The organism is Fluviispira multicolorata, assembly GCF_009208585.1.
GTDB classification, from domain to species: Bacteria; Bdellovibrionota_B; Oligoflexia; order Silvanigrellales; family Silvanigrellaceae; genus Silvanigrella; species Silvanigrella multicolorata.
The window spans coordinates 557,734-581,127 of record NZ_WFLN01000006.1 but is presented as its reverse complement, the minus strand read 5'-3'; the positions used below and the strand labels follow the sequence as shown (position 1 = coordinate 581,127).

19 protein-coding genes are annotated in these 23,394 nt (G+C 31.5%); 12 read left to right on the top strand and 7 right to left on the bottom strand.

Features of this window, described 5'->3' with window-relative positions:
- Positions 1–519 precede the first annotated feature (519 nt).
- The 5 genes from guaB (at position 520) to ahcY (ending at position 7,048) form a co-directional block, all read left to right on the top strand.
- Positions 520–2,055, top strand: coding sequence for an IMP dehydrogenase (guaB, locus tag GCL57_RS08985; protein WP_211363248.1), 1,536 nt, complete (start codon positions 520–522; stop codon positions 2,053–2,055).
- 38 nt (positions 2,056–2,093) lie between these two features.
- A complete protein-coding gene (gene guaA / locus GCL57_RS08980) occupies positions 2,094–3,677 on the top strand; it encodes a glutamine-hydrolyzing GMP synthase (protein WP_152213015.1) in 1,584 nt (527 codons plus the stop codon).
- On the top strand, positions 3,668–4,531 hold the full coding sequence (locus tag GCL57_RS08975) for a glycosyltransferase family 2 protein (RefSeq protein ID WP_152213014.1): 864 nt from the start codon (positions 3,668–3,670) through the stop codon (positions 4,529–4,531). Before guaA ends, GCL57_RS08975 begins: the two co-directional genes overlap by 10 nt.
- A 30-nt stretch (positions 4,532–4,561) precedes the next feature.
- The gene (locus GCL57_RS08970) at positions 4,562–5,587 is read left to right on the top strand and encodes a glycosyltransferase family 9 protein (RefSeq protein WP_152213013.1); all 1,026 of its coding nucleotides are present in this window, start codon (positions 4,562–4,564) and stop codon (positions 5,585–5,587) included.
- Positions 5,588–5,755: 168 nt separating this feature from the next.
- Positions 5,756–7,048: an adenosylhomocysteinase gene (gene ahcY, locus GCL57_RS08965; RefSeq protein ID WP_246164820.1), complete on the top strand. Its 1,293-nt coding sequence runs from the start codon at positions 5,756–5,758 to the stop codon at positions 7,046–7,048.
- A gap of 316 nt (positions 7,049–7,364) precedes the next feature.
- On the opposite strand, the gene GCL57_RS08960 is transcribed toward ahcY, so the two are convergent.
- From GCL57_RS08960 to GCL57_RS08950, 3 genes are read right to left on the bottom strand one after another with little or no spacing between them, the layout of a single operon-like run.
- Positions 7,365–8,264 (bottom strand): DMT family transporter, encoded by a 900-nt coding sequence (locus GCL57_RS08960; RefSeq protein ID WP_152213011.1) that lies wholly within the window; start codon positions 8,262–8,264, stop codon positions 7,365–7,367.
- A 9-nt stretch (positions 8,265–8,273) separates the two neighbouring features.
- Positions 8,274–9,047, bottom strand: coding sequence for a DNA/RNA nuclease SfsA (gene sfsA / locus GCL57_RS08955; protein WP_152213010.1), 774 nt, complete (start codon positions 9,045–9,047; stop codon positions 8,274–8,276).
- A gap of 1 nt (position 9,048) precedes the next feature.
- Positions 9,049–9,948: an Hsp33 family molecular chaperone HslO gene (locus GCL57_RS08950; RefSeq protein ID WP_152213009.1), complete on the bottom strand. Its 900-nt coding sequence runs from the start codon at positions 9,946–9,948 to the stop codon at positions 9,049–9,051.
- Positions 9,949–10,139: 191 nt separating this feature from the next.
- Between GCL57_RS08950 and galE the strand changes: the two genes are divergently transcribed.
- Both galE and GCL57_RS08940 read left to right on the top strand, forming a co-directional pair.
- A complete protein-coding gene (gene galE, locus GCL57_RS08945; RefSeq protein WP_152213008.1) occupies positions 10,140–11,162 on the top strand; it encodes a UDP-glucose 4-epimerase GalE in 1,023 nt (340 codons plus the stop codon).
- A gap of 210 nt (positions 11,163–11,372) precedes the next feature.
- On the top strand, positions 11,373–13,298 hold the full coding sequence (locus tag GCL57_RS08940; RefSeq protein WP_152213007.1) for a leucine-rich repeat protein: 1,926 nt from the start codon (positions 11,373–11,375) through the stop codon (positions 13,296–13,298).
- Between the two features lie 5 nt (positions 13,299–13,303).
- Here the strand turns inward: GCL57_RS08940 and GCL57_RS08935 are convergent, their stop codons facing one another.
- Positions 13,304–14,755, bottom strand: coding sequence for a hypothetical protein (locus GCL57_RS08935; RefSeq protein ID WP_152213006.1), 1,452 nt, complete (start codon positions 14,753–14,755; stop codon positions 13,304–13,306).
- Positions 14,679–15,323 carry a nucleotide exchange factor GrpE gene (locus GCL57_RS08930; protein ID WP_161597670.1) on the bottom strand — a complete coding sequence of 215 codons (645 nt, stop codon included), beginning with the start codon at positions 15,321–15,323 and terminating at the stop codon, positions 14,679–14,681. Before GCL57_RS08930 ends, GCL57_RS08935 begins: the two co-directional genes overlap by 77 nt.
- 178 nt (positions 15,324–15,501) lie before the next feature.
- Here GCL57_RS08930 and serS point away from each other — a divergent pair, with 178 nt between their 5' ends.
- Entirely contained in the window at positions 15,502–16,770 is a 1,269-nt protein-coding gene (gene serS / locus GCL57_RS08925; RefSeq protein WP_152213004.1) for a serine--tRNA ligase, read from the top strand.
- A 35-nt stretch (positions 16,771–16,805) separates the two neighbouring features.
- On the top strand, positions 16,806–17,060 hold the full coding sequence (locus GCL57_RS08920) for a hypothetical protein (RefSeq protein WP_152213003.1): 255 nt from the start codon (positions 16,806–16,808) through the stop codon (positions 17,058–17,060).
- On the opposite strand, the gene GCL57_RS08915 is transcribed toward GCL57_RS08920, so the two are convergent.
- Together GCL57_RS08915 and GCL57_RS08910 are read right to left on the bottom strand one after the other, a co-directional pair.
- Entirely contained in the window at positions 17,057–17,800 is a 744-nt protein-coding gene (locus tag GCL57_RS08915; RefSeq protein ID WP_152213002.1) for a 4'-phosphopantetheinyl transferase family protein, read from the bottom strand. The genes GCL57_RS08920 and GCL57_RS08915 overlap by 4 nt on opposite strands.
- A gap of 2 nt (positions 17,801–17,802) precedes the next feature.
- A complete protein-coding gene (locus GCL57_RS08910) occupies positions 17,803–20,142 on the bottom strand; it encodes an aminotransferase class V-fold PLP-dependent enzyme (RefSeq protein WP_152213001.1) in 2,340 nt (779 codons plus the stop codon).
- A 385-nt stretch (positions 20,143–20,527) separates the two neighbouring features.
- Between GCL57_RS08910 and GCL57_RS08905 the strand changes: the two genes are divergently transcribed.
- From GCL57_RS08905 to msrB, 3 genes are all read left to right on the top strand, one after another.
- A complete protein-coding gene (locus GCL57_RS08905) occupies positions 20,528–22,084 on the top strand; it encodes an APC family permease (RefSeq protein WP_152213000.1) in 1,557 nt (518 codons plus the stop codon).
- A gap of 100 nt (positions 22,085–22,184) precedes the next feature.
- Entirely contained in the window at positions 22,185–22,802 is a 618-nt protein-coding gene (msrA, locus tag GCL57_RS08900) for a peptide-methionine (S)-S-oxide reductase MsrA (RefSeq protein ID WP_152212999.1), read from the top strand.
- 46 nt (positions 22,803–22,848) lie between these two features.
- On the top strand, positions 22,849–23,352 hold the full coding sequence (gene msrB, locus GCL57_RS08895) for a peptide-methionine (R)-S-oxide reductase MsrB (protein WP_152213025.1): 504 nt from the start codon (positions 22,849–22,851) through the stop codon (positions 23,350–23,352).
- Positions 23,353–23,394: the final 42 nt, after the last annotated feature.

The window sequence follows — 23,394 nt, the reverse complement described above, 5'->3', positions numbered from 1 at the left end:
GCCTCTAAGGACCCGCACTCTGTTTCTGCTCTCTTCTCTTGTCAAATAACTTCTCTTTGCTTCACTTAGCCTTCTCTTTTTATGAGTGACTTCGCTAGCAGCGAGAACCTTTAGCTACACAACCCACATCCGCTTGTCAAACCTTTCTTAGAAAAAATTTTAACTTTTTTTTAACTCTATATAAGACACTGAAATTATAATATAAAATTCATTTCTCAGCCTTATAAAATTTAGCCCATTTTTTAGGCGTTTATAATCTTCTTTCATTACCTCTTAAAATTTCAGTCCCTTAGCAATAAAGAAATAGTTAACTTTATTATTTTTTTTAACTGTAGGTATTTACTATAAAATTTTTATTATGCTGCATTTCAGCTTTCTTTGAGTCTTATTAAAAAAAAAATGAATTTTTTGCCCAAAATTTTTTAATTTACTAGATTAAGAAATCTTTATTTGGTAAAGCTTTCGCACTACTTTTACTACCCGTGAGATTTCACACTACAGAAAAGAATGGAGTACAAGATGAATGCTAGCTTTACTAAAGAAAACTCATTATTTTCTAAGAAAATTGTTTCAGACGCCTTAACTTTTGACGACGTCCTCTTATTACCAAGTTACTCTGAAACTTTGCCTCACGAAGCAAATGTCAGCTCTTACATTTCAAAAAGTCTCAAACTTCATAGCCCTATTATTTCTGCGGCCATGGATACAGTAACAGAACATGAATTAGCAGCATGCATTGCTCGTCAAGGTGGCCTTGGAATCATTCATAAAAATTTAACGCCTGATGAACAAGCCGAAGAAATAAGACTTGTTAAGCGCTCAGAAAGCGGCGTTGTTTTAAATCCAATCCAAATTTCTCCTAATGATACTATTCAACATGCTAAACAAATAATGGAATCTCGTAAAATTTCAGGAATTCCTGTTGTTCAAGAAGGCAAACTCGTAGGAATTGTTACCGGTCGTGATGTTCGTTTTGAAACAGAACCTACAAAGCATGTTAAAGAAATAATGACAGATCGCTCTCGCCTTGTTGTTATGAAGAAACAGCACAAAGATGCTCCTTGGGAAAGCAATCTATTTGAACAAGTAAAAAATCTCTTACAAAAACATAAAATTAAAAAAGTACCTATTGTTGATACAGAAGATCGTCTTGTTGGCCTTATAACAAGACGTGATATTGAAAATGCAGTTAAATATCCAAACGCATCTAAAGACTCTTCAGGAAAACTTCTTGTTGGAGCTGCAGTGGGCGTAACACCATTTGATGTAGAGAAACGTATACCAACCCTTATTGATGCAGGTGTTGACGTCTTAGTTATAGATACAGCACATGGTCACAGCAAAGGTGTTATTTCTACAGTTGCAGCTATCAGAAAGCAATATGGTAATAAAATTATAATTGTAGCTGGGAATATCGCAACAGGAGAAGCTGCAAAAGCACTTGCTGATGCAGGAGCTGACTGCGTAAAAGTAGGAATAGGGCCAGGTTCAATCTGTACTACACGAATTGTTGCAGGCATTGGCGTTCCACAAGTAAGTGCAATTATGAGTGTAGCCGAAGCTCTTGCAGGAACAAATGTTAAAATTATTGCTGATGGTGGTATCAAATATAGTGGTGACATAGTGAAGGCATTGGCCGCTGGAGCGCACTTAGTTATGTTGGGCGGACTTCTTGCTGGAACAGAAGAGTCCCCAGGAGAAAGAGTAAGCTTTCAAGGAAAAGTCTATAAGCGTTACAGAGGAATGGGATCTTTAGGAGCCATGAAACAAGGATCTAAAGATCGTTATTTTCAAGGAACTCAAAGCGATAATAATAAATTAGTTCCTGAAGGTATTGAAGGTCAAGTTCCTTATAGAGGTTCACTTTCCGATGTAATTCATCAACTTGTTGGCGGAATTAGAGCTGGAATGGGCTACACAGGCGCAAAAGATATATTAGAACTCCATGAAAAAGCCAAATTCGTAAAAATAACCGCAGCCGGCTTAAGAGAAAGTCACGTCCATGATGTGAACATCACTGAAGAAGCCCCAAATTACAGCCTCCACAGATCTTAGGTTTAAACGCTCGCTTTTAGCGGGCGTTCATGCTTTATATGAAAAAGGAAAAAGATATGATTCTTGTTATAGATTTTGGTTCTCAATTCACTCAACTTGTTGCAAGAAGAATTCGAGAATTATCTGTTTACTCTGAAATTGTACCTTTTAAAAAAGGTAAAGAAAGAATTCTTGAGCTCAAAAAGCAAAACAAACTTTCTGGGATTATATTTTCAGGAGGACCACACAGTGTATATGAAGAAAATGCACCAAAGATAGATATAAATATTGAAGAAGTAGGGGTTCCTCTTTTAGGAATTTGTTACGGTTTACAACTTATTAATTATATGCTCGACGGTAAAGTTGCACCTGCTAAAAATCGTGAATATGGTTTTGAAAAAATTAAAGTTAATAATGATATAAATAAAAATAATCCTCTCTTCAATTTAAAAAATACAGAAGACAATATTGTTTGGATGAGCCATGGCGATCAAATTCAAGAATTATCTGATAAATTAACTGTTGATTCACTAACTCGCAACGAAGTTATTTCTTCTTTTCATCACAAGGAATTACCAATCTATGGTCTTCAATTTCACCCAGAAGTTGAACACTCTATTTGTGGTAAAGAAATAATAAAACAGTTTGTTGAAGAAATATGTAAAGACACAAAATCTTGGGACAGTTCATCACAAATTGAAAATGCAGTTAAGAAAATCAAGGATACAGTTGATAATGAAGGAAAAGACACAAAGGTTATCTGCGCTCTAAGTGGTGGAGTTGACTCATGCGTTGCAGCTGTACTGGCACAAAAAGCTGTGGGTGAAAGGCTTCTTTGTTTATTTATAAATAATGGCTTGTTACGTAAAAATGAATATGAAGAAGTTTTAGCACGCTTTAAAAAAGATCTTAATTTAAATGTGAAAGGTGTTGATGCTTCTGAGCTATTTTTATCTAGACTCGCTGGCGTTCAAGATCCTGAGCAAAAGCGTAAAATAATTGGAAATACCTTCATAGATGTTTTTGAAGCAGAAACAAAAGAAATTAAAAATGCAAAATTTTTAGTTCAAGGCACTCTTTATCCTGATGTTATAGAATCTATCTCTTTACATGGAACAAGTGTAACAATAAAAACACACCATAATGTAGGTGGATTACCTGAAAAAATGAAGTTTAAACTTATTGAGCCTCTAAGAGAACTCTTTAAAGATGAAGTGAGAAGACTGGGCGCCGAAATGGATATCCCTCAAGATATGCTTTCCCGTCATCCATTCCCAGGTCCAGGGCTTGGAATTCGAGTTCTTGGTGAAGTAACAAAAGAAAGATTAAATATTCTTCGCGAAGCAGATGCCATTTTTATTGAAGAACTTAAAAAGCAAAATCATTATCATTCAACTTGGCAAGCATTTGTGGTACTCTTACCTGTCAACTCTGTCGGAGTGATGGGCGATGGACGCACTTATGAAAGTGTAGCAGCAATTCGTTGCGTAAGCGCTACTGACGGTATGACTGCGGACTGGAGCAAACTTCCGTATGAGTTTTTAGCTCATGTATCTTCACGAATTATTAATGAGGTTAAAGGCATAAACAGAGTTGTTTATGACATTAGCACAAAACCGCCAGCGACAATCGAATGGGAATAAAAGAAATCTACGAACAATATCAGAAAAGTCAAAGTTACGACATTTCGAATTTTGTTCCAGAGCCTGAAAAATTAACTGCGGTCGTTATAACAAAGAACGAAGAAAAAAACATTGCAAGATGCCTTTCTTCACTCGACTTTGTTGATGAAATTATCATAGTTGATTCAGGCAGCACCGATAAAACAATTGAAATTGCAAAAACCTTTAATAAAGTCTCAGTCATTCAAACCAAGTGGTATGGCTTTGTTGAAAATAAAAGAATTGGTGTAGAAAAAGCTGAAAATGACTGGATCCTTTGGGTTGATGCAGATGAGGTCATTCCTGTAGATCTTGCAAAAGAATGGGAAGATCGTGTCGCAGAAGGATCTTTTCATGAAACAGCTGGCATTGATGTTTCAAGAAAAACATTTTTTTTAAATCATTGGGTACGTCACTCAGGATGGTATCCTGGACGTGTCACTCGTTTTTTTCATAAAAAAAGAGCTTATTTCAACGATAATATTCTGCATGAAGGTGTTGTTGCAAAACAAGGTTATATTGTTGAAAGCTTTAAAACTGATCTTTTACATTATTCATACACTTCTATTTACCAATATTTCGATAAAATGAATAAATATGGTCTTGCAGGGGCAAAAGAAATTAAAAGAAAAAAGAAAATTGTGTTACTGCCTCAATTATTTTTGCAACCCATGTGGACATTTATACGCTTCTATTTTTTGAAAAAAGGTTTTTTGGATGGAAGAATAGGTTTAATCGTTTGCATTGGCTCTGCATTTTCTAATTTTATCAAATATGCAAATTATTTTTTCCTTAAAAAATACAACTATGTAGAAATTAATGAAAAAGAGTTATAAACTCATAATGACTTATGGAATATTCATTTTATGAATCTAGATTCTTTCAAAAGAATTTTAATAAGTAGAACAGACAATATTGGAGATGTTATTTTAACGATTCCAATGGCTGGAGCAATTAAAAAGCAATTTCCTAATTCAAAAGTTCTATTTCTTGGAAAAAAATATACAAAACCAATCATTGATTGCTGTGAATTTATAGACGAATTCTACGATTGGGAAGAAATAAAGAAAAATAATGAAATAATAAACTGTGATTCTATCATTCATGTTTTCCCTAATAAAGAAATTTCAAAATACTCTTACAATCTGAAAATTTTAAACAGAATCGGGACAAACCGAAGAATTTATCATTGGATTTATTGCAATAAAAAGGTCAATTTAAGTCGAAAAAACTCCACGCTTCACGAAGCCCAACTCAATTTAAAATTACTCTCCCCATTAAACATAAATACAAATATTACAACAAATGAATTAGTTAATTATTATGGATTTACTCGTACAGAAGGCTTACCTGACAATCATAAAAAATTAATTGACAAAAATAAATTTAATCTTATTTTACATCCAAAATCTAAAGGCAGCGCACGAGAATGGCCCCCAGAAAAATTCGTTAAATTAGCCAATTTATTACCAAAAGAAAAATACAATATTTTTCTTTCAGGCACTGAATCTGAAAGTGAATTTATAAAAGATAAAATAATTAAATACGCACCACATGTTAGAAATATTGCTGGAATATTTAATTTATCACAATTTATATCATTTATAAAAGAATGCGATGGACTTATAGCTGCCAGTACAGGACCATTGCACATTGCAGCAGCATTAGGAATTCATGCGCTTGGTATATATCCACCTATAAAAGAAATGGTTCCTGCAAGATGGGGACCTCTTGGTAAACAAGCAGAATTTATACTTGGCATCAATAAAGATAAAAGTAATAAATGCACAATTAAATGTAACATTATTAATAATTGTTCATGTATTAATAATATTGAATCGCATACTGTTTTTGAAATAATTGAAAGATGGAACAAAACCCCTGCCTGTTGATTATCTAATTCTAATACCGTAGTCTCTTACTGTAAAATCATCTTAGTTTAAAAATTGAGGTGATCAATATATTTAGTTTCTTTCAGAAATTAAATATATTTCCTATTAAAATATTTTGCAGTTATTTAAGTTTAATTCCGCACTTTTAAAATAAGAATGGAGCCAACCATGGATTACAAGATAAAAGATATTTCTCTAGCTGATTTAGGCAGAAAGCAAATTGAACTTGCTGAAAAAGAAATGCCAGGTCTTATGACTTTAAGAGAACGCTATGGCAATTCCAAACCACTGAAAGGTGCACGTATTGCGGGTAGCTTGCACATGACAGTTGAAACAGCCGTTCTAATTGAAACACTTGGTATATTAGGTGCGGAAGTTCGCTGGTCAAGTTGTAATATTTTTTCAACTGTAGATGCCGCAGCTGCTGCAATTGCAAAAACCGGAGTTCCTGTCTTTGCATGGAAAGGCGAAACGGAAGAAGAGTATATCTGGTGTATTGAACAATCGCTTAAGTTTCCGAATGGCAATGGTCCAAATATGTTGCTTGATGATGGAGGAGATCTAACTGGCTTAGTGCACAAAAAGTTTCCTCAACTTTTAAAAGAAATTAAAGGCGTCTCAGAAGAAACAACAACAGGAGTTCACCACCTACATCAAATGGTAAAAAAAGGTGAATTAAAGATTCCTGCAATAAATATCAATGACAGCGTAACAAAAAGTAAATTTGACAACTTATATGGTTGCCGCGAATCACTTCCGGACGGAATCAAACGCGCTACAGACGTCATGATAGCGGGAAAGACTATAGTTGTTGCGGGCTATGGTGATGTTGGTAAAGGATGTGCTCATGCCATGAGACATCATGGAGCACGCGTCTTAATTACAGAAATTGATCCGATAAATTCATTACAAGCTGCAATGGAAGGTTATCAAATTGTAACAATGGATGAAGTGGTAAAAGAGGCCCATATTTTTGTTACAGCAACTGGCTGCTGCGATATTATTACAGCCGAACATATGTCTAAAATGCGCGATCAAGCTATTGTTTGTAATATTGGACATTTTGACGTTGAAATTGATGTTGCAGGCCTTAAAGCAACTAAGGGAATTAAGCATATAAATATCAAACCACAAGTTGATAAATACCATTATCCAGATGGTCACGAAATCATTCTTTTAGCTGAAGGTCGCCTTGTCAATTTAGGTTGTGCTACAGGACATCCAGCATTTGTAATGAGCACAAGTTTTACAAATCAAGTCCTTGCACAAATGGAACTTTGGCAAAATCATGGGAAATATAAAATTGATGTTTATACACTGCCTAAAAAACTTGATGAAGAAGTTGCAAGATTACACCTTGCCAAACTTGGAGTTAAATTAACACAACTTACAAATAAACAAGCTGAATATTTAAGCCTTCCCATTGAAGGACCATATAAACCCGATTCATATAGATATTAATTATTTAATCTCTATATGAATCAATATCGAACATATCATCGCCCCGCCAATGAACAAAATCTTAAGCGCCTATCCGCTAAAATTGAGCAACAATAAGTCTAGCATTTGAATATTTCAGATAAAATCAGATCCTATTTTTCAATAATACTTCTTCTATAAAACTGAAATATTCCCCTGAATTAAATAATTATTTAATTTTTTTAAAATAATTCAAACTTAAATAACAATAAATAAATATATTATAATGATTTCCATATGTTTTTTTAAATTTAAGTTAATATATTTATATAAATTTTGATGAATATGGTTATGGATTTTATGCCTTTTGTCTATGAAAAGAAACCATATAAATAGATAGAATAATAAACACCACTGAAATCCATTCTAATAAATTTATTTTTTCATTAAAAATAATGAATCCCCAGAATAACCCCACGATGGCTACAATACAACCAACTAAGCTATAATAAACAGGTCCAGCTATTTTCAAAAGTTCAAAAAAAACAACATAGCCAATACTGGATAAGATTATCTCGAAAATAATAAAAAAATTTGGTAGATCTAAAGGAAGTCTTATAACATGAAAATTTCCGGTTATAAAAGTAACTGGAGCAATAATAAGAGAAGACGCTAATAGCATTCCAGAACTAAGCGCAAGTGATGATGAGTTTGTAGGCCTCAATTTCACCATGAATATAGTACAAGAAGCAAGCAATAATGGAGTTATAAGCGCAAAGAGCATCCATTTAAAATTAGAATAATTTGATAACTTAGGATAAAATAAAATGACAAGCCCAAAAAAACCAAATATAATTCCAAAAAATCTATTTAATGAAAATTTTTCTAGCAGAAAGAAAATTGATAATACATATGTTATTATTGGTGATGTATTAACAATAAGCCCCAATATACCTGACGGAACATGTGTAGCAGAAAAATATATGGTTAAATTTGGTAATACAATTCCAAGTATCCCACATATAAAGTAAAATAAATTATGCTTTAACTTGAATGAAGGAAAAGATTTCTCTTTGAAAAGTGTTACAAAAAGAATAAAAATAGCTGGTCCAAAACTCTGCCAAAAAGAATACCCTAATGGAGTAATTCCACTTTCCATTGCAAATTTAGCAATGGAAAATCCAGTTCCCCAACAAAGTCCAAGACAAATAAGAAGAAAAAAAGACTTAAGATAAATACCTTTTAAAGGAAACTGCATTTAAATTCCTCAATTTAAGCAATTAAATTTTCTTAAAGAAAAACCATCTATTGAAATTTTTGGAATTATAAGAGCAATACAGACTCCCATTTTCTTAGCTTCTTCCAATAAATTTGCGTATTTTAAGTCAATTTCATAAGCTGCTCGAAAACCATTTAAAAGAATATCTTCATTGACTTCACTGCCTCTCATGAGAACAAAAAATAACCATGCATCATCGCCAGATTGTTTTGCTTTTATAAGTTCACTTAAATGCTTTTGCCCCCGAGTTGTTACTGCATCAGGAAATGCCCATGTATTGTCATTAAGTTTCATACTCACACTTTTAACTTCAATCCAGCATTTTTTATTACTATCATCTGAGCTGAGGCAAAAATCAAAACGAGTTTCTTTTGTAAAAACTGCTTCTCTTTTGACAGATTGCCATTTTTCAAAGATCTTGTAAGGAAAATGTCTCTCTATAAAAATCGAATCTTTTGTTTTACCAACGGTTTTAAGAAGCAATTCTTCAACAAATTGATTTGCTCTTGCTGTGTTTAGACAGGCAAATCCATCTTCTAAATAAAGGAGTTCTAAAGAATATCTTAATTTTCTTTTCGGATTTTGTGAGTCTAAAATATAAGCGGGAGCTTTTTCTACGAGACAGCTTTTCATACTTCCACTGTTTGCACAATGAACTGTGTTTATAGAATCATCTTGAGACAACACATCTACAAAAAAACGTTTATATCTGCTTATGAATTTACACTTTTCTAACGGTTGCGCATATTTTAATAAAAACATTTTAATTTATTTCTGAAGAGTTATCAGGAGAATAGTTTCTACTTGCATACATTTGCATTACTTTTTCAATTGGAACATGATAGTTAGTACTGCAATAATGACACTTCATTTCAATATTTTCAGATTTATTTATAATATCTTTTAATTCATCAAGTGGTAACGTAACAAGAACGCCTTCAACCTTCTCTTGAGAACAGCTGCAAACCAATTTAGGATTTATGCTTTTTACAGCTTTTATTGCATCAGGAATTAGTTTTTGAGCCAGAATATCAGGGTCATTATTCTCATAAAAGAGATCTCTCATAGAAGGAAGACCCTGAATATGATTTCTTAATTTTTGAGTAGCCTCTTCAGAAATACCAGGGAGTTCTTGATAAATAACGCCAAACGCTTGAATTTCACCACTTAAATCATCAATCCAACTGCTTAAATGTAAAGTTGTATTCATTTGAAAGCTTGATTGTAAATGTTCATTTAATGCAACTTCAATAGAGTTGGTTTGTGAAGAAGTAAAACCTTCTGATAATCCAACATTATTTCTTTGTGAGCGCAATGAACGAACTTGAAGTTCTGCAATAAGATTTTCACCTTTATCAAGACTTTGCACAAGTGGAGTGCTTTCTTCGCACTCTATGTAGCCTTTTGTTTCTGCTTGGAAAGTTGTTTCAGCTCCTATTGTGAAATCTCCAGAACATTGAATGCGAAGATTAATTCTTTCTTCATAATCAAGTACAGAGGAAAGCAGCACACAACCAAGCATAGAATCAGCCAGGAGCAAGGCGCGAGGAACATTTAAATGATGAATATTTTTAACTTCTTGCATTAAATTGCTCAAATGTAGCATGCGATAGCAATACTGTACTTTAGTATCCACAGCAAAAAATAAATAATCTTGAAACATAAAATAGTCCTTACATTAAAGAAATTTCCAGGCAAAAAAACAACCTGATTGATGCCTTTACCTCTATACCAATCTTAAGGATTTTACGACAAAATATTGAGTCATACGATAGAATCAGTTAAACTTTTTCATCTCTTTTAAATATATTTCAAGAGAATCTATTCAGATCATTCTACAGAAGAGGAAAAAAAATGAAAGTTTTGGTTACCGGAGGTGCTGGGTACATAGGCAGTACTATATGCTCTGCATTAGAAGATGCAGGACACACACCCGTAATACTTGATTCACTTGTCAACGGTCGCATTGAATTTGTTAAAAATAAAATTTTTTACAAGGGAGACATTGCGGACGAAAAACTTTTAAGAGAAATCTTTAATGAGCATCCAGAAATCTCTCATGCGATACACTGTGCAGCACTTATTGTCGTGTCTGAAAGCGTTGAAAAACCTTATGAATATTATAGAGAAAATGTATCTAAATCAAATGAACTTTTTAATAATTTAAAATCATGTGGTTGTAATAACATTGTGTTCAGTTCTTCTGCTTCAATTTATGATGCTTCCCCAAATTTTATGGTAACAGAAGAATCTCCTTTAAAACCAAGCAGCCCTTATGCAAAAACAAAATATATCATGGAATTGGTACTTCAAGATTATTGCTCTTCATTTTCAAATTTTAGGGCAATTGCATTAAGATATTTTAATCCTATTGGTGCTGATCCTAAAATGCGTTCTGGAGTTTATGTGAAAGATCCTTCACATGTTTTAGGAAAACTTGTTGACACTGCAATAGGTAAAAATAAAGAATTCCATATAACCGGAACCGACTGGCCAACGCGAGATGGCAGTGGAATTAGAGACTATATTCATGTTTGGGATTTAGCTCAGGCTCATGTCAAAGCTATTGAAAACTTTGATTCTGCATTTTTGACAAAACCCCCAAAAACAAAAAATTACCATGTGATTAACTTAGGAACAGGTAAGGGCGTTACAGTCAAAGAATTATTAAAAGAATTTGAAAACGTTTATGGGAAAGAAATTCCTAAAAAAGAAGCCCCCTCTCGACCTGGAGATGTTGCTGGTGCCTATGCAAATGAAAATACAGCACTCGATCTTATAAGCTGGAAAGCCGAACTGCATATCAATTCAGGAATTGAAGATTCTTTAAAATGGAATAACATTCGAGAAAACATCATTAATTATAATTCAAAGTAAATATATATAATTATAAGAAAAAATATTATTATTTTTAATTTTAACAAATATATAAAAATATATATAACTATTTAAGTTTTATATAATAATAATTTTTTAATAAACCCCTTTTATAAAAAATAAAATATGATATTTATTATTTTGATCTAATTTTTTAAATTATATTAGATCAAATGCTAAAAAATTATTTTCTTGAAAAAAGGATTTCTCATGAAAAGACACGGGTATTTACTTTCAAGCTCCGCTTTATTAGCTATTGTTTTTTGCACTTCTGTCAAAGCTCATGGAAATGAGTATACTGTTGGCGACTACAAAGAAAATCTTGTTTATGTATACCCTGTTTCAACTGATTTCAATTGGCAAAAAAAAACGAGAAGAGATCATGAAAAAGGAATTAATAAAAAATCACAAGCAATAATAGTAAAGGATATTGAGCATAAAGTAATAAATTCGAAATCCATTTCATTTCGTCTTGATAGATTTAATACAAAACATTCTTTCTGTTATGGTGTCAGATTTAATAATTCAGAAAGCGTATTTGAAATTGAAATTAAAAATAAAATATCAGATGAACTTGATACAATGAAAACCTGCCCATTTATACTTACAATAAATGGCAAGAGTCAAAATATTGAAATTAAATTTAACTATGACTTTAATACATGGCTTCAACAATCAAGTTTTTACCCAGCAGTTGAATTTGCTAATTATATAAATGATAAAATAGATACAAATGCCGATAAAATAACTTTTAATGCTACTGTTATCAAACCAATCAGTGAGGGCAGAGTCCTACTTGATATGAGTTCAATTTACTTAACTGATAAATTTAAAAATTTAAGAGAACTAAATATACGAGAATTTAAGATTGCTCAACATAATGATAATTCGTTTCTTTTTCCAAATTTAACAAATATAATAGATTTATCTTTTTCAAGAAATTTAATTGATAAGTTAAAAGCAAATACTTTTAAAAACCTAGAAAGTCTAAAAATTCTAGATCTTCGAGGTAATAATATTAAGTATATTGAAGATCAAGCATTTAATGGACTTAGTGAGCTAGAAAAACTTAATCTAGATCGTAATTATATTTCGTCAATAAACTCTAAAACATTTGCAGGATTAAAGAATTTAAAAGAATTAGAACTAGCAAATATGACACATTCAAAATCAAACCCTCAAGATGAAGACATTTTTTTAGAGCTAAATGGTACGCAAGACCTTAAAAATTTAGAAACACTTAAACTTATAAATAGTCGTATTTCAAAAATTGATAAAAATTTCTTTAATTCAATGATTTCTTTAAAAGAAATCGAATTGCAAGAAAATAAAATTACTGAAATTTCAGAAAGTATTTTTACTCATAATCCAAATTTAACAAAAATAAATTTAAGCTCAAATCAAATTAAATATCTTCCTTATTTAGGATTAAAAAATCGAAATGAGTATTATGAAAATCCAACAAATATCAGTTCAATTAATCTGAGTAATAATAAAATCGAGTTTATTGATGATAATTTTTTTAATAGTATTCCAAACATTGAAAATTTAGATCTTTCTAAAAACTTAATAGTTCACATTAATAAAACAACATTTTCAAATGAACTTAAAATTTTAAATTTAAGCGAAAATAAGCTTTCATATATTCCAAATAATATTTCAAAAAATCTTATTGAATTAAATTTATCTAACAATGAAATCCAAAATATTGACAAACAATTGTATTATTATCATAACATTACAGATTTAAAGTTGCAAGGAAATAAATTATATAGCTTAGCAAATGAAGTATTTAAATCACAATCAAATTTAAAAAATCTTGATCTTGGCCATAATAAATTCACTAAAATTCCTATTGATGCGCTTAAACCATTACAAAATATTGAAACTCTTAATTTATCAGGAAATTATATAGATTTTCTATCACAAGATTTATTTGATTCATTACCAAATTTACAAAATTTATATCTCAATGATAATCTCAGTGAAAATAAAATGGAGATATTTTTCGACAGAAATATCAATTTAAACTCAATATCAATAATGAACTCATTAAAAAAATCTGATCTTTATAAGGCAAATCAGTTTTTTTCAGGTTCCAATGCGGTTACAATTCATAATTATTATGACAATTAAAAAATTTATTTTAAGGAATTGTAATTTTCATAGATAGCAATTCCATTTATTTTCCAGTTTGTCTCATGCATTATTTTTTCAAGTTCTGCGCTTTGCGAGCCATTTGCTAAAAACTGCATATTCCGTATTAAAATAAGAGAATCAAAAACCTTAGACTCAATGCTTAAATTTTGAATTTTCTCCTGTAATGAACTCTCAAAATAGTTTTTAAACTTTCCATTCTCAGACACCATTTTTATAGAATTCATTTCCTTTAATTCACTTGATAAAGAAGAAATATCTTTATTATTAATTTTATTGTCATTTGGAAAAATAATAGGTATTGAAAATAATCTTGAAAGTTTTTTCAAATCTTCATTATTATAAAATCCATCACCGATAATAAGTGCATGAACATAATTCTTAAATATATGATCAAAAGCTTTACTAGATAAATGACCTCCATCATTTTTGGTTTCTTCAATATAAATTTTATAATTGACTCCATTTGTTGCGGTAGAAGATAAAAAACTTGATATTCCCCTTAAGAAGTTTTGATTGTATTGCTGTTTTTTTTCACCATTTGCTAATATCACACCAATTCTCATTTCTTGAGGATTATCATGTAATAATTGCACCAATCGGCTTCGTAAAAGTGAATTTTTAATATTAATTCCAGAATCAAAAGTAATGCTTTCTGCATTTTGAGAACTTTTTTTCTCTAAAATTTCAAGGGCTGTTGAATGATCTCCTTCTTTCATTTTAGAAATAAAAACATTTGCAACATAGTCATTTGAAAACTCTGAAGATATATTTTCATCAAAATTAAGGACAGACAATCTAGACTCTATATCAAACAATGATATTTTTTTTGTCTCCTCTTTATTTAGAGAAATATATTGATAGTTTTGTTTTTTCATCAAATCTTTTAATTTTTTAAGTTGTAATTTCTCAAACTCTTTATTTAAGGAAAATCTTGCGGCTTCAGCTGCTAATGCATAGTATTTTGCTAAATAAGTGGGTTGCAAATTAGGAAACTCTAAAACTTTAACTAAACTTACCGCCAAAGCATATTTTTGAAATTTTATATAAATTTGAAGCAAACCATATGAGCAAATAGATGTCATTGGCAAGCTTAATATATTTTCACTTAAAGCTTCTTCTAAATATATTTGCGATTGCATGAAATCTTTTTCATTTATATTGATGAGAGCAATTCTACATTTTGCTACAGCAACATCTTTTTTTGAAGAATATTCATTTTTTAATATATTATTATATAATTCACTAGAATTTTCATATTCTTTATTATAAAAAAAACTCTCAGCTTTATCTAAAACTGAGAGTTGTGCAAATGCTGCGAAATGTGTTTGCGCTAATAGTAATAATAATAACTTAATTTCAATCTGGCGCACCAACACGAACCATTGCTGTTCTAAGAATACGATCACCGATTTTATAACCAGCCATAAATTCATCGATTACTGTTTCCTGCTTTAAAGAAGAGTCTACGACTTTAGCAATTGCATTATGGTAAGTTGGGTTAAATGGCGTATCTTTACCGGGGAGCCTTTCAATACCATGCTTTCTAACCGCATCTTGAAACACCTTAGAAACCAACTGAACACCTTCAACAATTCCAGCAATTTTTTTGCCTTCTTCAGTTTCAAAGTTAATTTGAGTGAGTTCAATAGCAGACATTGCCTTATCGAAGGCATCAATGACAGGGAGCAAATCTTTGGCAAATTCTTGAATGGCATAAATACGGGTTTCTGATTTTTCACGTTCCATTCTTTTACGCATATTTTCAGAGTCTGCGGCTATTCTAAGCATACGATCGTGCGTTTCAGTAAGCTTTGCCTGCGCCGCAGCACATTCAGCCTCGAGTGTAGACATTTTTGATACTTCTTCACTTTGAGCTTTTGAAGCACCTTGAACTTCAGGACTTTGTTTGTCGCTGCTTGATGAGTTGTCATTCATTTCAGAAGAGTTTGTTTCGCCCATGGCCTCTTCTGATGACATTTCAATTGTATTTTTTAAAAACATAGTGTGTATCCTCTCATTTCGGTTCATTCGTTATCAAGGTCACTGAGAGTTTAAGCAGAGAAAGCATCAGGTCAACAAGAAAAATTTTGAATAAATGCATTTGGTGCTTGAAAAGTTTTCCTCACTTTATAAGAATGACGTGCGTTTAAGCTACTTTGAAAGAAAGGCGCTCCTGACTATGCTTGATCCAAAATTTATCCGAGACAATCTAGAAGCCGTTGCTATTGCAGCAAAAAATAAGCGATTTGAATTTGATCCAAATATTTTTAGCGAACTTTATGAAAAGCGCTTGAAATATATCAAAGAGACAGAAGAGCTCAGAAGCAAACGCAATGAAGGCTCCGATGCTGTGAAGAGAGCAAAATCGAAGGAAGAAAGAGAATCTCTTGTTGCTCAAATGCGAGCTCTGGGACCAAAACTCGAAGAAGCAGAAAAAAATCTGCGAGAAATTGAAAAAGAGTTTGAAAAACTTCTTCTTACAGTCCCAAGCATAGCCTCAGACGACACTCCAATTGGTGCAAGCGATGCAGACAATGTTGAAATACGTAAAGTTGGAGAATTACCAAAATTTGAATTCCCCCCTCTTGATCACATCACGCTGGGAAAAAATCTCGGAATTATAGATTTTGATAGAGGAGCAGGAATTGCAGGATCACGCAGCTATTTTTTAATGGGCCAAGGAGCAGAGCTTGAAAGAGCTGTACATTCTCTAACTCTCGAATTGCTAAAAAAGCGTAATTACAAACAAATGAGTGTTCCCGTACTTGTTCGCACAAGCGCAATGGAAGGTACAGGTTATCTCCCAGGTGGTGCTGACCAAGCTTATTTTGTTGAAAAGGATGATATGTGGCTTGTTGGTACATCTGAAGTTCCGTTGGCAAGCTATCACCAAAATGAAGTTCTTGATCAGTCGCATTTACCAATTAAAATGTGTGCATGGTCAAGCTGTTTTCGTAGAGAAGCAGGAGCTGCAGGAAAAGACACAAAAGGTCTCTACCGCGTTCATCAGTTTCAAAAAATAGAGCAAGTCGTTATTTGCGAGCCAAATATTGAAAAAAGCGACATACTTCATAAAGAATTATTACAAAATGCAGAAGATATTCTACAATTACTTGAATTACCTTATAGAGTTGTGCAAGTCTGTACAGGAGATTTAGGACAAGGACAGGTTAAAAAGAATGATATTGAAACATGGATGCCAAGTCGAAATAATTATGGAGAAACCCATAGTTGCTCAAGCTTTTATGATTTTCAGGCACGTCGCTTAAAAATTCGCACACGTGATGAAAATAGTAAACCTCAATTTTGCTTTACATTAAACAATACTGCAGCAGCGACACCTCGCTTATTAATTCCTTTGCTTGAAAATCATCAAATGCCTGATGGTCGTATTCGCATTCCAAAAGCATTGCGTAAATTCATGGATAATGCAGAATATATTGGCTAGAAGGCGATTGATTTTATCTTTTTTTTGGAGAAAATATGATTGCCTGTGTATGGGATTATTATGGAACTGATTCCTTTGGCACTGCTGAACATTTTGAAAAACATTTAAAAGAATTTATACAAATCAGAAATGTTTTAAATTGTACTACAGGAGTGCAAAAAAATGGAACAACTCAATCATTTGTTTGGTGCGTAGGAAATAAAGATTCTTTAAATCTAGTTATTACTTATTTAAAACCAAAACATTTTATACCAAAAGAAAATTTCATAGAATTTGGTATTAAAGTTTAATAGAAATCCCACTCAAATAAGCTTAAATTAATATTCTTTTTTTTAATTGCAAATGCAGCAGAGTAGTTATTATCAATATTAAATTTTTCTAATGTCCAATCAGATAAATTATGATTGCAATTCTTATCTTCAATGAATGAACATGGGATAAAGGGATTAATTGAAACAGTGATTTTTTCAGGAGGGTAATGAAAACCTAATCCAATTGCTTTCATTATAGCTTCTTTGCAACTCCAAATATGAAAAAATGAAGCACATTTTTCATTCTCAGGTAATTCTTGCCACAGACAAAATTCCTCTGGAGAAAAAACCAATTTAGCAGAGCCTGTCATATCAAAATCATTCTTATATTCTTCAATATCTATACCGATTTCATCTTCCAATGTGAAAGCGTAGGAAATCCAATTTCCAGCATGTGTCATATTAAACTTTAAATTTAATAAATTTTTATTTATTGCAAGAAATGGTTTAAAATATTTAGAATATGAAAAATGGATATTTTTTGCGTCCAAACTTAAGTAATTTGAGATAAGTAATTTCAATATGGAACGGGCAAATATATAACGAATTTTATCAATATTCTTATAGAATTTATTTGCCTTTTCAACTTCTTCATAAGTTAAAAATTTTGTTAAATTTTGCAAAAGGCGTTCTTCTTGAGAGAGTCTAACTCTCCATAAGTGAATATCCGATTTTTTCAAAAATATATTTTTATTTTTTATTAATAACCAACTACTCATTTTTAAAAACCTTGTTCATCATCCTTTAATCTTGAATATGCAAAACCACCATTTAAACTCCAAACACAATCAAACCCCATTCTTCTAAGACTCTTTGCAATAAATAATGACCTATTTCCAGTCGAACAAACGAGTGCAATTTTTTCTTTAATTAAACTTTTGTTATCATGTATAAGGTCAATTATCAAGTTTACTATTTGACTTTTTGGTATATTCATTGGCCTTTTTTCAAGACCAATAACATTCCAATCTTTAAATAAAAGCGATTCAGCTTTTTCTCGAATATCAATAATATAATAATTTTCTTTAAGTAAAGTCTCTAAATCAACTATAGGAATTTTTTTATAATCTAAACTACTTGTATTTATTAATCCACATATAATTTGTCCTTGTTGAGAAGTTAAAGCAATTTGAGAATCAATAAATTTTTTTTCATTACAAAACTCTTCAAGCGCCATGAAATTATAAGTGTTCAAGGCTTTAGCAAGTAGATTATTATTTTTTCTTTCAAACCCCCAAAGGGTTGCAAAACTGTTATCGTAGTCATGCGCAGGACAAATAATTGTTTTATTATCAAATATTTTATCAAGAAGGTGCAGTGTCTCATAGAATTGCTTTATGCCACTTATTCCAAAATCTGTTCGTCCTAGACCACTGCTTAAAATGGTGTCGCCTGTAAATGCAAAGATTGGAGCTTTATTTTCAGAAAGATTGTAGACAAGATAAGCCATACTATCAAGGGTGTGACCTGGTGTTGATATTCTTTTAACAATCCATTGCTGTGATGAAAACTTCAAAAGATCTTCATTATTAGGCCACCCTAAATAATCTATTGCATTGTCATTTAATTGAAGAGAATTAAAAATTTCTTTTCTTGAAGATTCATGATCTGCATGGGAATGCGTATCTAAAATAGCGCAGACATTTAATTTTCGGCATTTTACAATATTCACAACTCTTTCAATACTATCTTGCGTAGGATCGACTATCAAACAGGTCTTTGAATTATTATCAATTAAAACCCATGTATTTGCATTATGAGAACTGATTTGAAAAACACCGTGTATTTCATCTTGTAATGAAAGAGAGTCGAAAGAATTATTCTCAATATTACAAGTCAAATTAATGCATGAATTTCTCAAAGCTTTTCCTGCAGACAAAATAGCCTCTGCCCCAGCATTAATTTCATCTTTTGTTGTAGCAAATCCAAAAGAAAGTCGAATTGCAGAGTTAAGTTTCCATTCAGGTAATTTCATTGCCGTTAAAACATGACTGTGATTCACTGATTTTGAATTGCATGCAGAACCACCGCTCACACTTATACCTGCAGCGTCAAAAACATTCATCAATTCTCGTGAAGACAATCCAAAAATTGAAAAATTTATTGTAGTAGCTACAGTTTCTTTAAAATCAGCATTGAATTCAATTGTTGGAAAAGCTTTTTTCAAGGCATTTACAATTATATCTCTAAATGATTGTAATTCTTGTTCAGTTCTTATTGAGTGAACTATTTTTCCATTTTTTCTATCATTTAACATTTCAAGAATAACACCCAGCGCAGCTATTCCAGGCAAATTCTCTGTACCTGAACGCACACCTTGCTCTTGTCCACCTCCAACAATCAGTGGGCAACGAGGAGCTCCTTCACGTAAAAATAAGAACCCAATTCCTTTTGGTGCATGAATTTTATGAGCACTAAATGTTGCATAATCTACACTTAATTTTTTAAAATCAAGTTCAATTTTACCCAGTGCTTGTACGCAGTCGACTAACCAATATATATGGTGCGATTGTTCCCTAATAATACTTTCAATTTTTTTTAAATTATGAATAACACCCGTTTCATTATTCACAGCCATTGTACATAAAAAAAATGCATCTTTTGCATAGAACTTTAATTGATCATAGTTAATTATTCCACCTGAGTTTACCTCTATTACAACTATAGGTAGATTTAATTTAAGTACGTGACACCAATGTTCAACAGCACTTAACACAGCTTTATGTTCAGTAGAAGCAATGAGTATTTTTCTTTCATTATTTTCATTTAATTTAATGTTCTTTTTTGTCAAGCTTTGTAAAAGTGAAAGGACACTAATTTGAATGGCCTCAGTTGCACCACTTGTAAAAAAAATTTCATTTGGGCTGACATTTAATACTCGGCTCGCATACGTTCGAGAACGTTCTAAAATCAATTTAGCTTCAGCCCCAGCCATATGTGTGCTGCTTGGATTTCCATAAACGCGTTGCATAGAACAAATAGCAGCTCTACAGGATTCTTCTAAGATTGGAGTTGTTGCATTGCAATCAAAATAAATACGATTTTGCAGAGAAGTTACCATTTTTGATTCTCCTTTTTGGAATAATTGAAGTTTTAATATAAAATATAAGTATCAAATATACATTAATAACTCCAGTTAAAATAATTATTTTTGTATGTTATTTATAATTATTAAATAACATAATTTGTTAAAAATTGATTTTCATATTTTTTTTGGTTATCTAGTAAAATGAATATAGTTAAACTTGATTAAGCTCAAAAAATTGGTTTTTAAATAAGAAAGATGCTCATTAACTAGAATCTTTCTTAAAAGAGAGATAATCAAGAATATTTGATATGAATAACAAATTTTTGATATTCATTCTCAACAGACAAGAATCATAAAAATTTAAGTTCAATCATTTAAATTAATATGACCTCTATTTTTTATTTAGGAAGAAAAATACATGAAGAAAATAACACTTTTAAATCTACTATTTTTTTCATTAGGCTCAATCATTGGTTCTGGTTGGCTTTATGGAGCCTATTATACCTCAAAACTTGCTGGTAATGCTGCCATTATTTCTTGGATAATCGGGGGCCTCATGATGGCAATTGTTGCTCTTAGTTATGCAGAAATTATCTTAAACAAACAGTTTAATAATTTACCAGATGCAGCAAATCATAGCTTAAGTAAAAATGGCAGTATACTTGTCAGTATTCTCACATGGATCTGGACGGCTCTCATTCCCCCCATAGAAGTTCAAGCAACTATCCAATATGCATCAAACTATTTCACTTGGATCCGCAATCCTCTAACACAAGAATTTACATTATCTAAAGCCGGTTTATTTTTGTCTTTTTTTCTTCTCTTTATTATGTTTTTTATAAATATTTTTGCATCAAATACCGTTGGTCGGTTTAATAAATTAATCACGATAGTTAAAGTCATCATACCTATTTCAGTTGCCTTTATTTTCTTCTATGTCATTTATAAAAATCCATACAATGCATATAATAACTTATCTTTAGATTTTTTTAGCGAAGGAGTTTCAGGAATGCTGACCGCCATCTCAACAGGTGGAATTGCATTTTCATTTATTGGTTTTCAGACTGCTATTTTCTTAGCAAAAGAAACAGACAATCCACAAAAAAACATTCCCATAGCTGTTTTTGGTTCAATTTTTATAGCAATAATTATCTATTTACTTATTCAAATTGGTTTTAACCTTTCCATTCCTTCAGATAACTTAAACAATGGTTGGTCTCAATTAAACTTTGCAGGAGACTCAGGACCAATTGCTGGTTTACTTGCTCTATTTGGTTTTGTATTTATGAGTTATTTTCTTTATTTCGATGCAGTTATTTCTCCATTTGGCACTGGATTAGGCTATAAAGTTGCGGCTTCACGCGTATTAAGCAACTTATCTGAAGAGAAAATATTTCCTAAATTTCTGTCACAAAGAAACAAATTCGGATCTCCTTATTTTGCAAATACAGTCAATTTTATTCTTGGCGCCATATTTTTATGCTCTGTTTCAGGATGGCAAAGTATGATAGCTATACTTTGCGGTTTAATTATATTAACAATGTCATATGTTCCACTCTATGTTTTATATGCAAGATTAAACAAATATAATGACACAAGTTTTAAAGTTAAAAATTACAAAATATTATCTTTTTTAAGTTTTTATTTCTGTAATTTAATGCTTATTTGGTGTGAATGGAATCAAATTAAATATGTTTTATCTATCTTTTCATCCATATTTATTTTTCTTATAATTAAAGATATTTTGAAAAATAAATTTAACTTTAATTTAATATTCCATGCTATATTACCTATTCACGCATTTTTAATTGGCATGATAACTTATTTAAAAACTACGCAATCATCATTTTATTTTGAAACAGTAAGCTTATTCATCATATCTCTCGTAATTATCCTAACTGTTATCCAAATATTTAAAAGCAATCAATCACTCACCAATAGAATTAATAAAAACAAAGAAAAATTAGTGTCTTAATTATTAAAAGAAATATATTGTATAAATTTAAAAAATTGGTAATCTAATCTTAGTTGTTCTTTTGTATGCTCTCCCTTTTAAACTCTGGAGACGTTACTTTATGTTAAGATTATTATTACTTTTATTTTCTATTATCCCACATCTTATTTTTTCACTAGAAAACAATAAAAATTCATTAACAACAAAGGCAAACGGCGGAACAGAAATCGCCATTGTAGCGGGTGGATGTTTCTGGTGTGTCCAAGCCGACTTTGATAAACTTGAAGGTGTTACAAAAACAGTTGTTGGTTACGATGGAGACAACGATAAAACCACCACCTATGAAAAAGTTTCTTCAGGAAAAACCCAGTTTGTTGAATCCACAAAAATTTTTTTTAATCCTCAAAAAATCTCTTATTCTGAGATTCTTAATTACTTTTGGAAACACGTCGACCCAACCAACAATGAAGGTCAGTTCTGTGACAAGGGAAAGCAATATCGAACAGTCATATTTTATTTAAATGAATCACAGAAAAAATTAGCTATTCAATCTAAAGAAAAAATTAAAGAAAAGTTCAATAACGTCGCTACAGACGTTATTCCCTCCACCAATTTTGTCACAGCAGAAGAATATCACCAAAACTATTATAAGAAAAATCCTATCCGATATACCTATTATCGTAAATCATGTGGCAGAGATGCCCGCGTAAAAGAGGTTTGGAATGAAAAATCAAATTAAACTAAATATTATTTTATCAACACTTCTTCTTATGACAGGACAAGCTATGGCCAAAACGAATGAAACAAAATCTGAAGAGTCTTCTCAAGACGACTCCAAATATTCTAAGGTCGACAAAAAGACTAAAATTCAAAAACTCACTCCCATTCAAAAAAAAGTCACTCAAGAAGATGGAACTGAGCGAGCTTTTGATAATGAATATTGGGACAAAAAAGAAGATGGAATATATGTCGACGTCATTTCTGGAGAGCCTTTGTTTAGTTCAACTGATAAATATGATTCTGGAACAGGCTGGCCTAGTTTTTCTAAGCCTATCGATACTAAATATGTCACAACCAAAACAGATAAAAAACTCCTTATATTTGAAGAACGGACAGAAGTTCGCTCAAAGTACGCAAACTCTCACCTTGGACATGTTTTTGATGACGGACCAACCCCTACCAAAAAGCGCTATTGCATGAATTCAGCTGCTTTACGCTTTATTCCTGTTAAAGACATGGAAAAACAAGGTTATGGCAAATATTTATATCTATTTGAGAAAAAGAAATAACGAATTTAAAAAATTAAAAAGTAATCCATTTGAAGGAATTGC

Coding starts and splice junctions, on each gene's coding strand:
- guaB (WP_211363248.1), top strand. CDS start 520: ATGAATGCTAGCTTTACTAAAGAAAACTCATTATTTTCTAAGAAAATT.
- sfsA (WP_152213010.1), bottom strand. CDS start 9,047: ATGTTTTTATTAAAATATGCGCAACCGTTAGAAAAGTGTAAATTCATA.
- GCL57_RS08940 (WP_152213007.1), top strand. CDS start 11,373: ATGAAAAGACACGGGTATTTACTTTCAAGCTCCGCTTTATTAGCTATT.
- GCL57_RS08905 (WP_152213000.1), top strand. CDS start 20,528: ATGAAGAAAATAACACTTTTAAATCTACTATTTTTTTCATTAGGCTCA.
- GCL57_RS08910 (WP_152213001.1), bottom strand. CDS start 20,142: ATGGTAACTTCTCTGCAAAATCGTATTTATTTTGATTGCAATGCAACA.
- GCL57_RS08915 (WP_152213002.1), bottom strand. CDS start 17,800: ATGAGTAGTTGGTTATTAATAAAAAATAAAAATATATTTTTGAAAAAA.
- GCL57_RS08960 (WP_152213011.1), bottom strand. CDS start 8,264: ATGCAGTTTCCTTTAAAAGGTATTTATCTTAAGTCTTTTTTTCTTCTT.
- GCL57_RS08950 (WP_152213009.1), bottom strand. CDS start 9,948: ATGTTTCAAGATTATTTATTTTTTGCTGTGGATACTAAAGTACAGTAT.
- guaA (WP_152213015.1), top strand. CDS start 2,094: ATGAAAAAGGAAAAAGATATGATTCTTGTTATAGATTTTGGTTCTCAA.
- ahcY (WP_246164820.1), top strand. CDS start 5,756: ATGGATTACAAGATAAAAGATATTTCTCTAGCTGATTTAGGCAGAAAG.
- GCL57_RS08920 (WP_152213003.1), top strand. CDS start 16,806: ATGATTGCCTGTGTATGGGATTATTATGGAACTGATTCCTTTGGCACT.
- GCL57_RS08975 (WP_152213014.1), top strand. CDS start 3,668: ATGGGAATAAAAGAAATCTACGAACAATATCAGAAAAGTCAAAGTTAC.
- GCL57_RS08970 (WP_152213013.1), top strand. CDS start 4,562: ATGAATCTAGATTCTTTCAAAAGAATTTTAATAAGTAGAACAGACAAT.
- galE (WP_152213008.1), top strand. CDS start 10,140: ATGAAAGTTTTGGTTACCGGAGGTGCTGGGTACATAGGCAGTACTATA.
- GCL57_RS08930 (WP_161597670.1), bottom strand. CDS start 15,323: ATGTTTTTAAAAAATACAATTGAAATGTCATCAGAAGAGGCCATGGGC.
- GCL57_RS08935 (WP_152213006.1), bottom strand. CDS start 14,755: ATGAATTTATGGCTGGTTATAAAATCGGTGATCGTATTCTTAGAACAG.
- serS (WP_152213004.1), top strand. CDS start 15,502: ATGCTTGATCCAAAATTTATCCGAGACAATCTAGAAGCCGTTGCTATT.
- msrA (WP_152212999.1), top strand. CDS start 22,185: ATGTTAAGATTATTATTACTTTTATTTTCTATTATCCCACATCTTATT.
- msrB (WP_152213025.1), top strand. CDS start 22,849: ATGGCCAAAACGAATGAAACAAAATCTGAAGAGTCTTCTCAAGACGAC.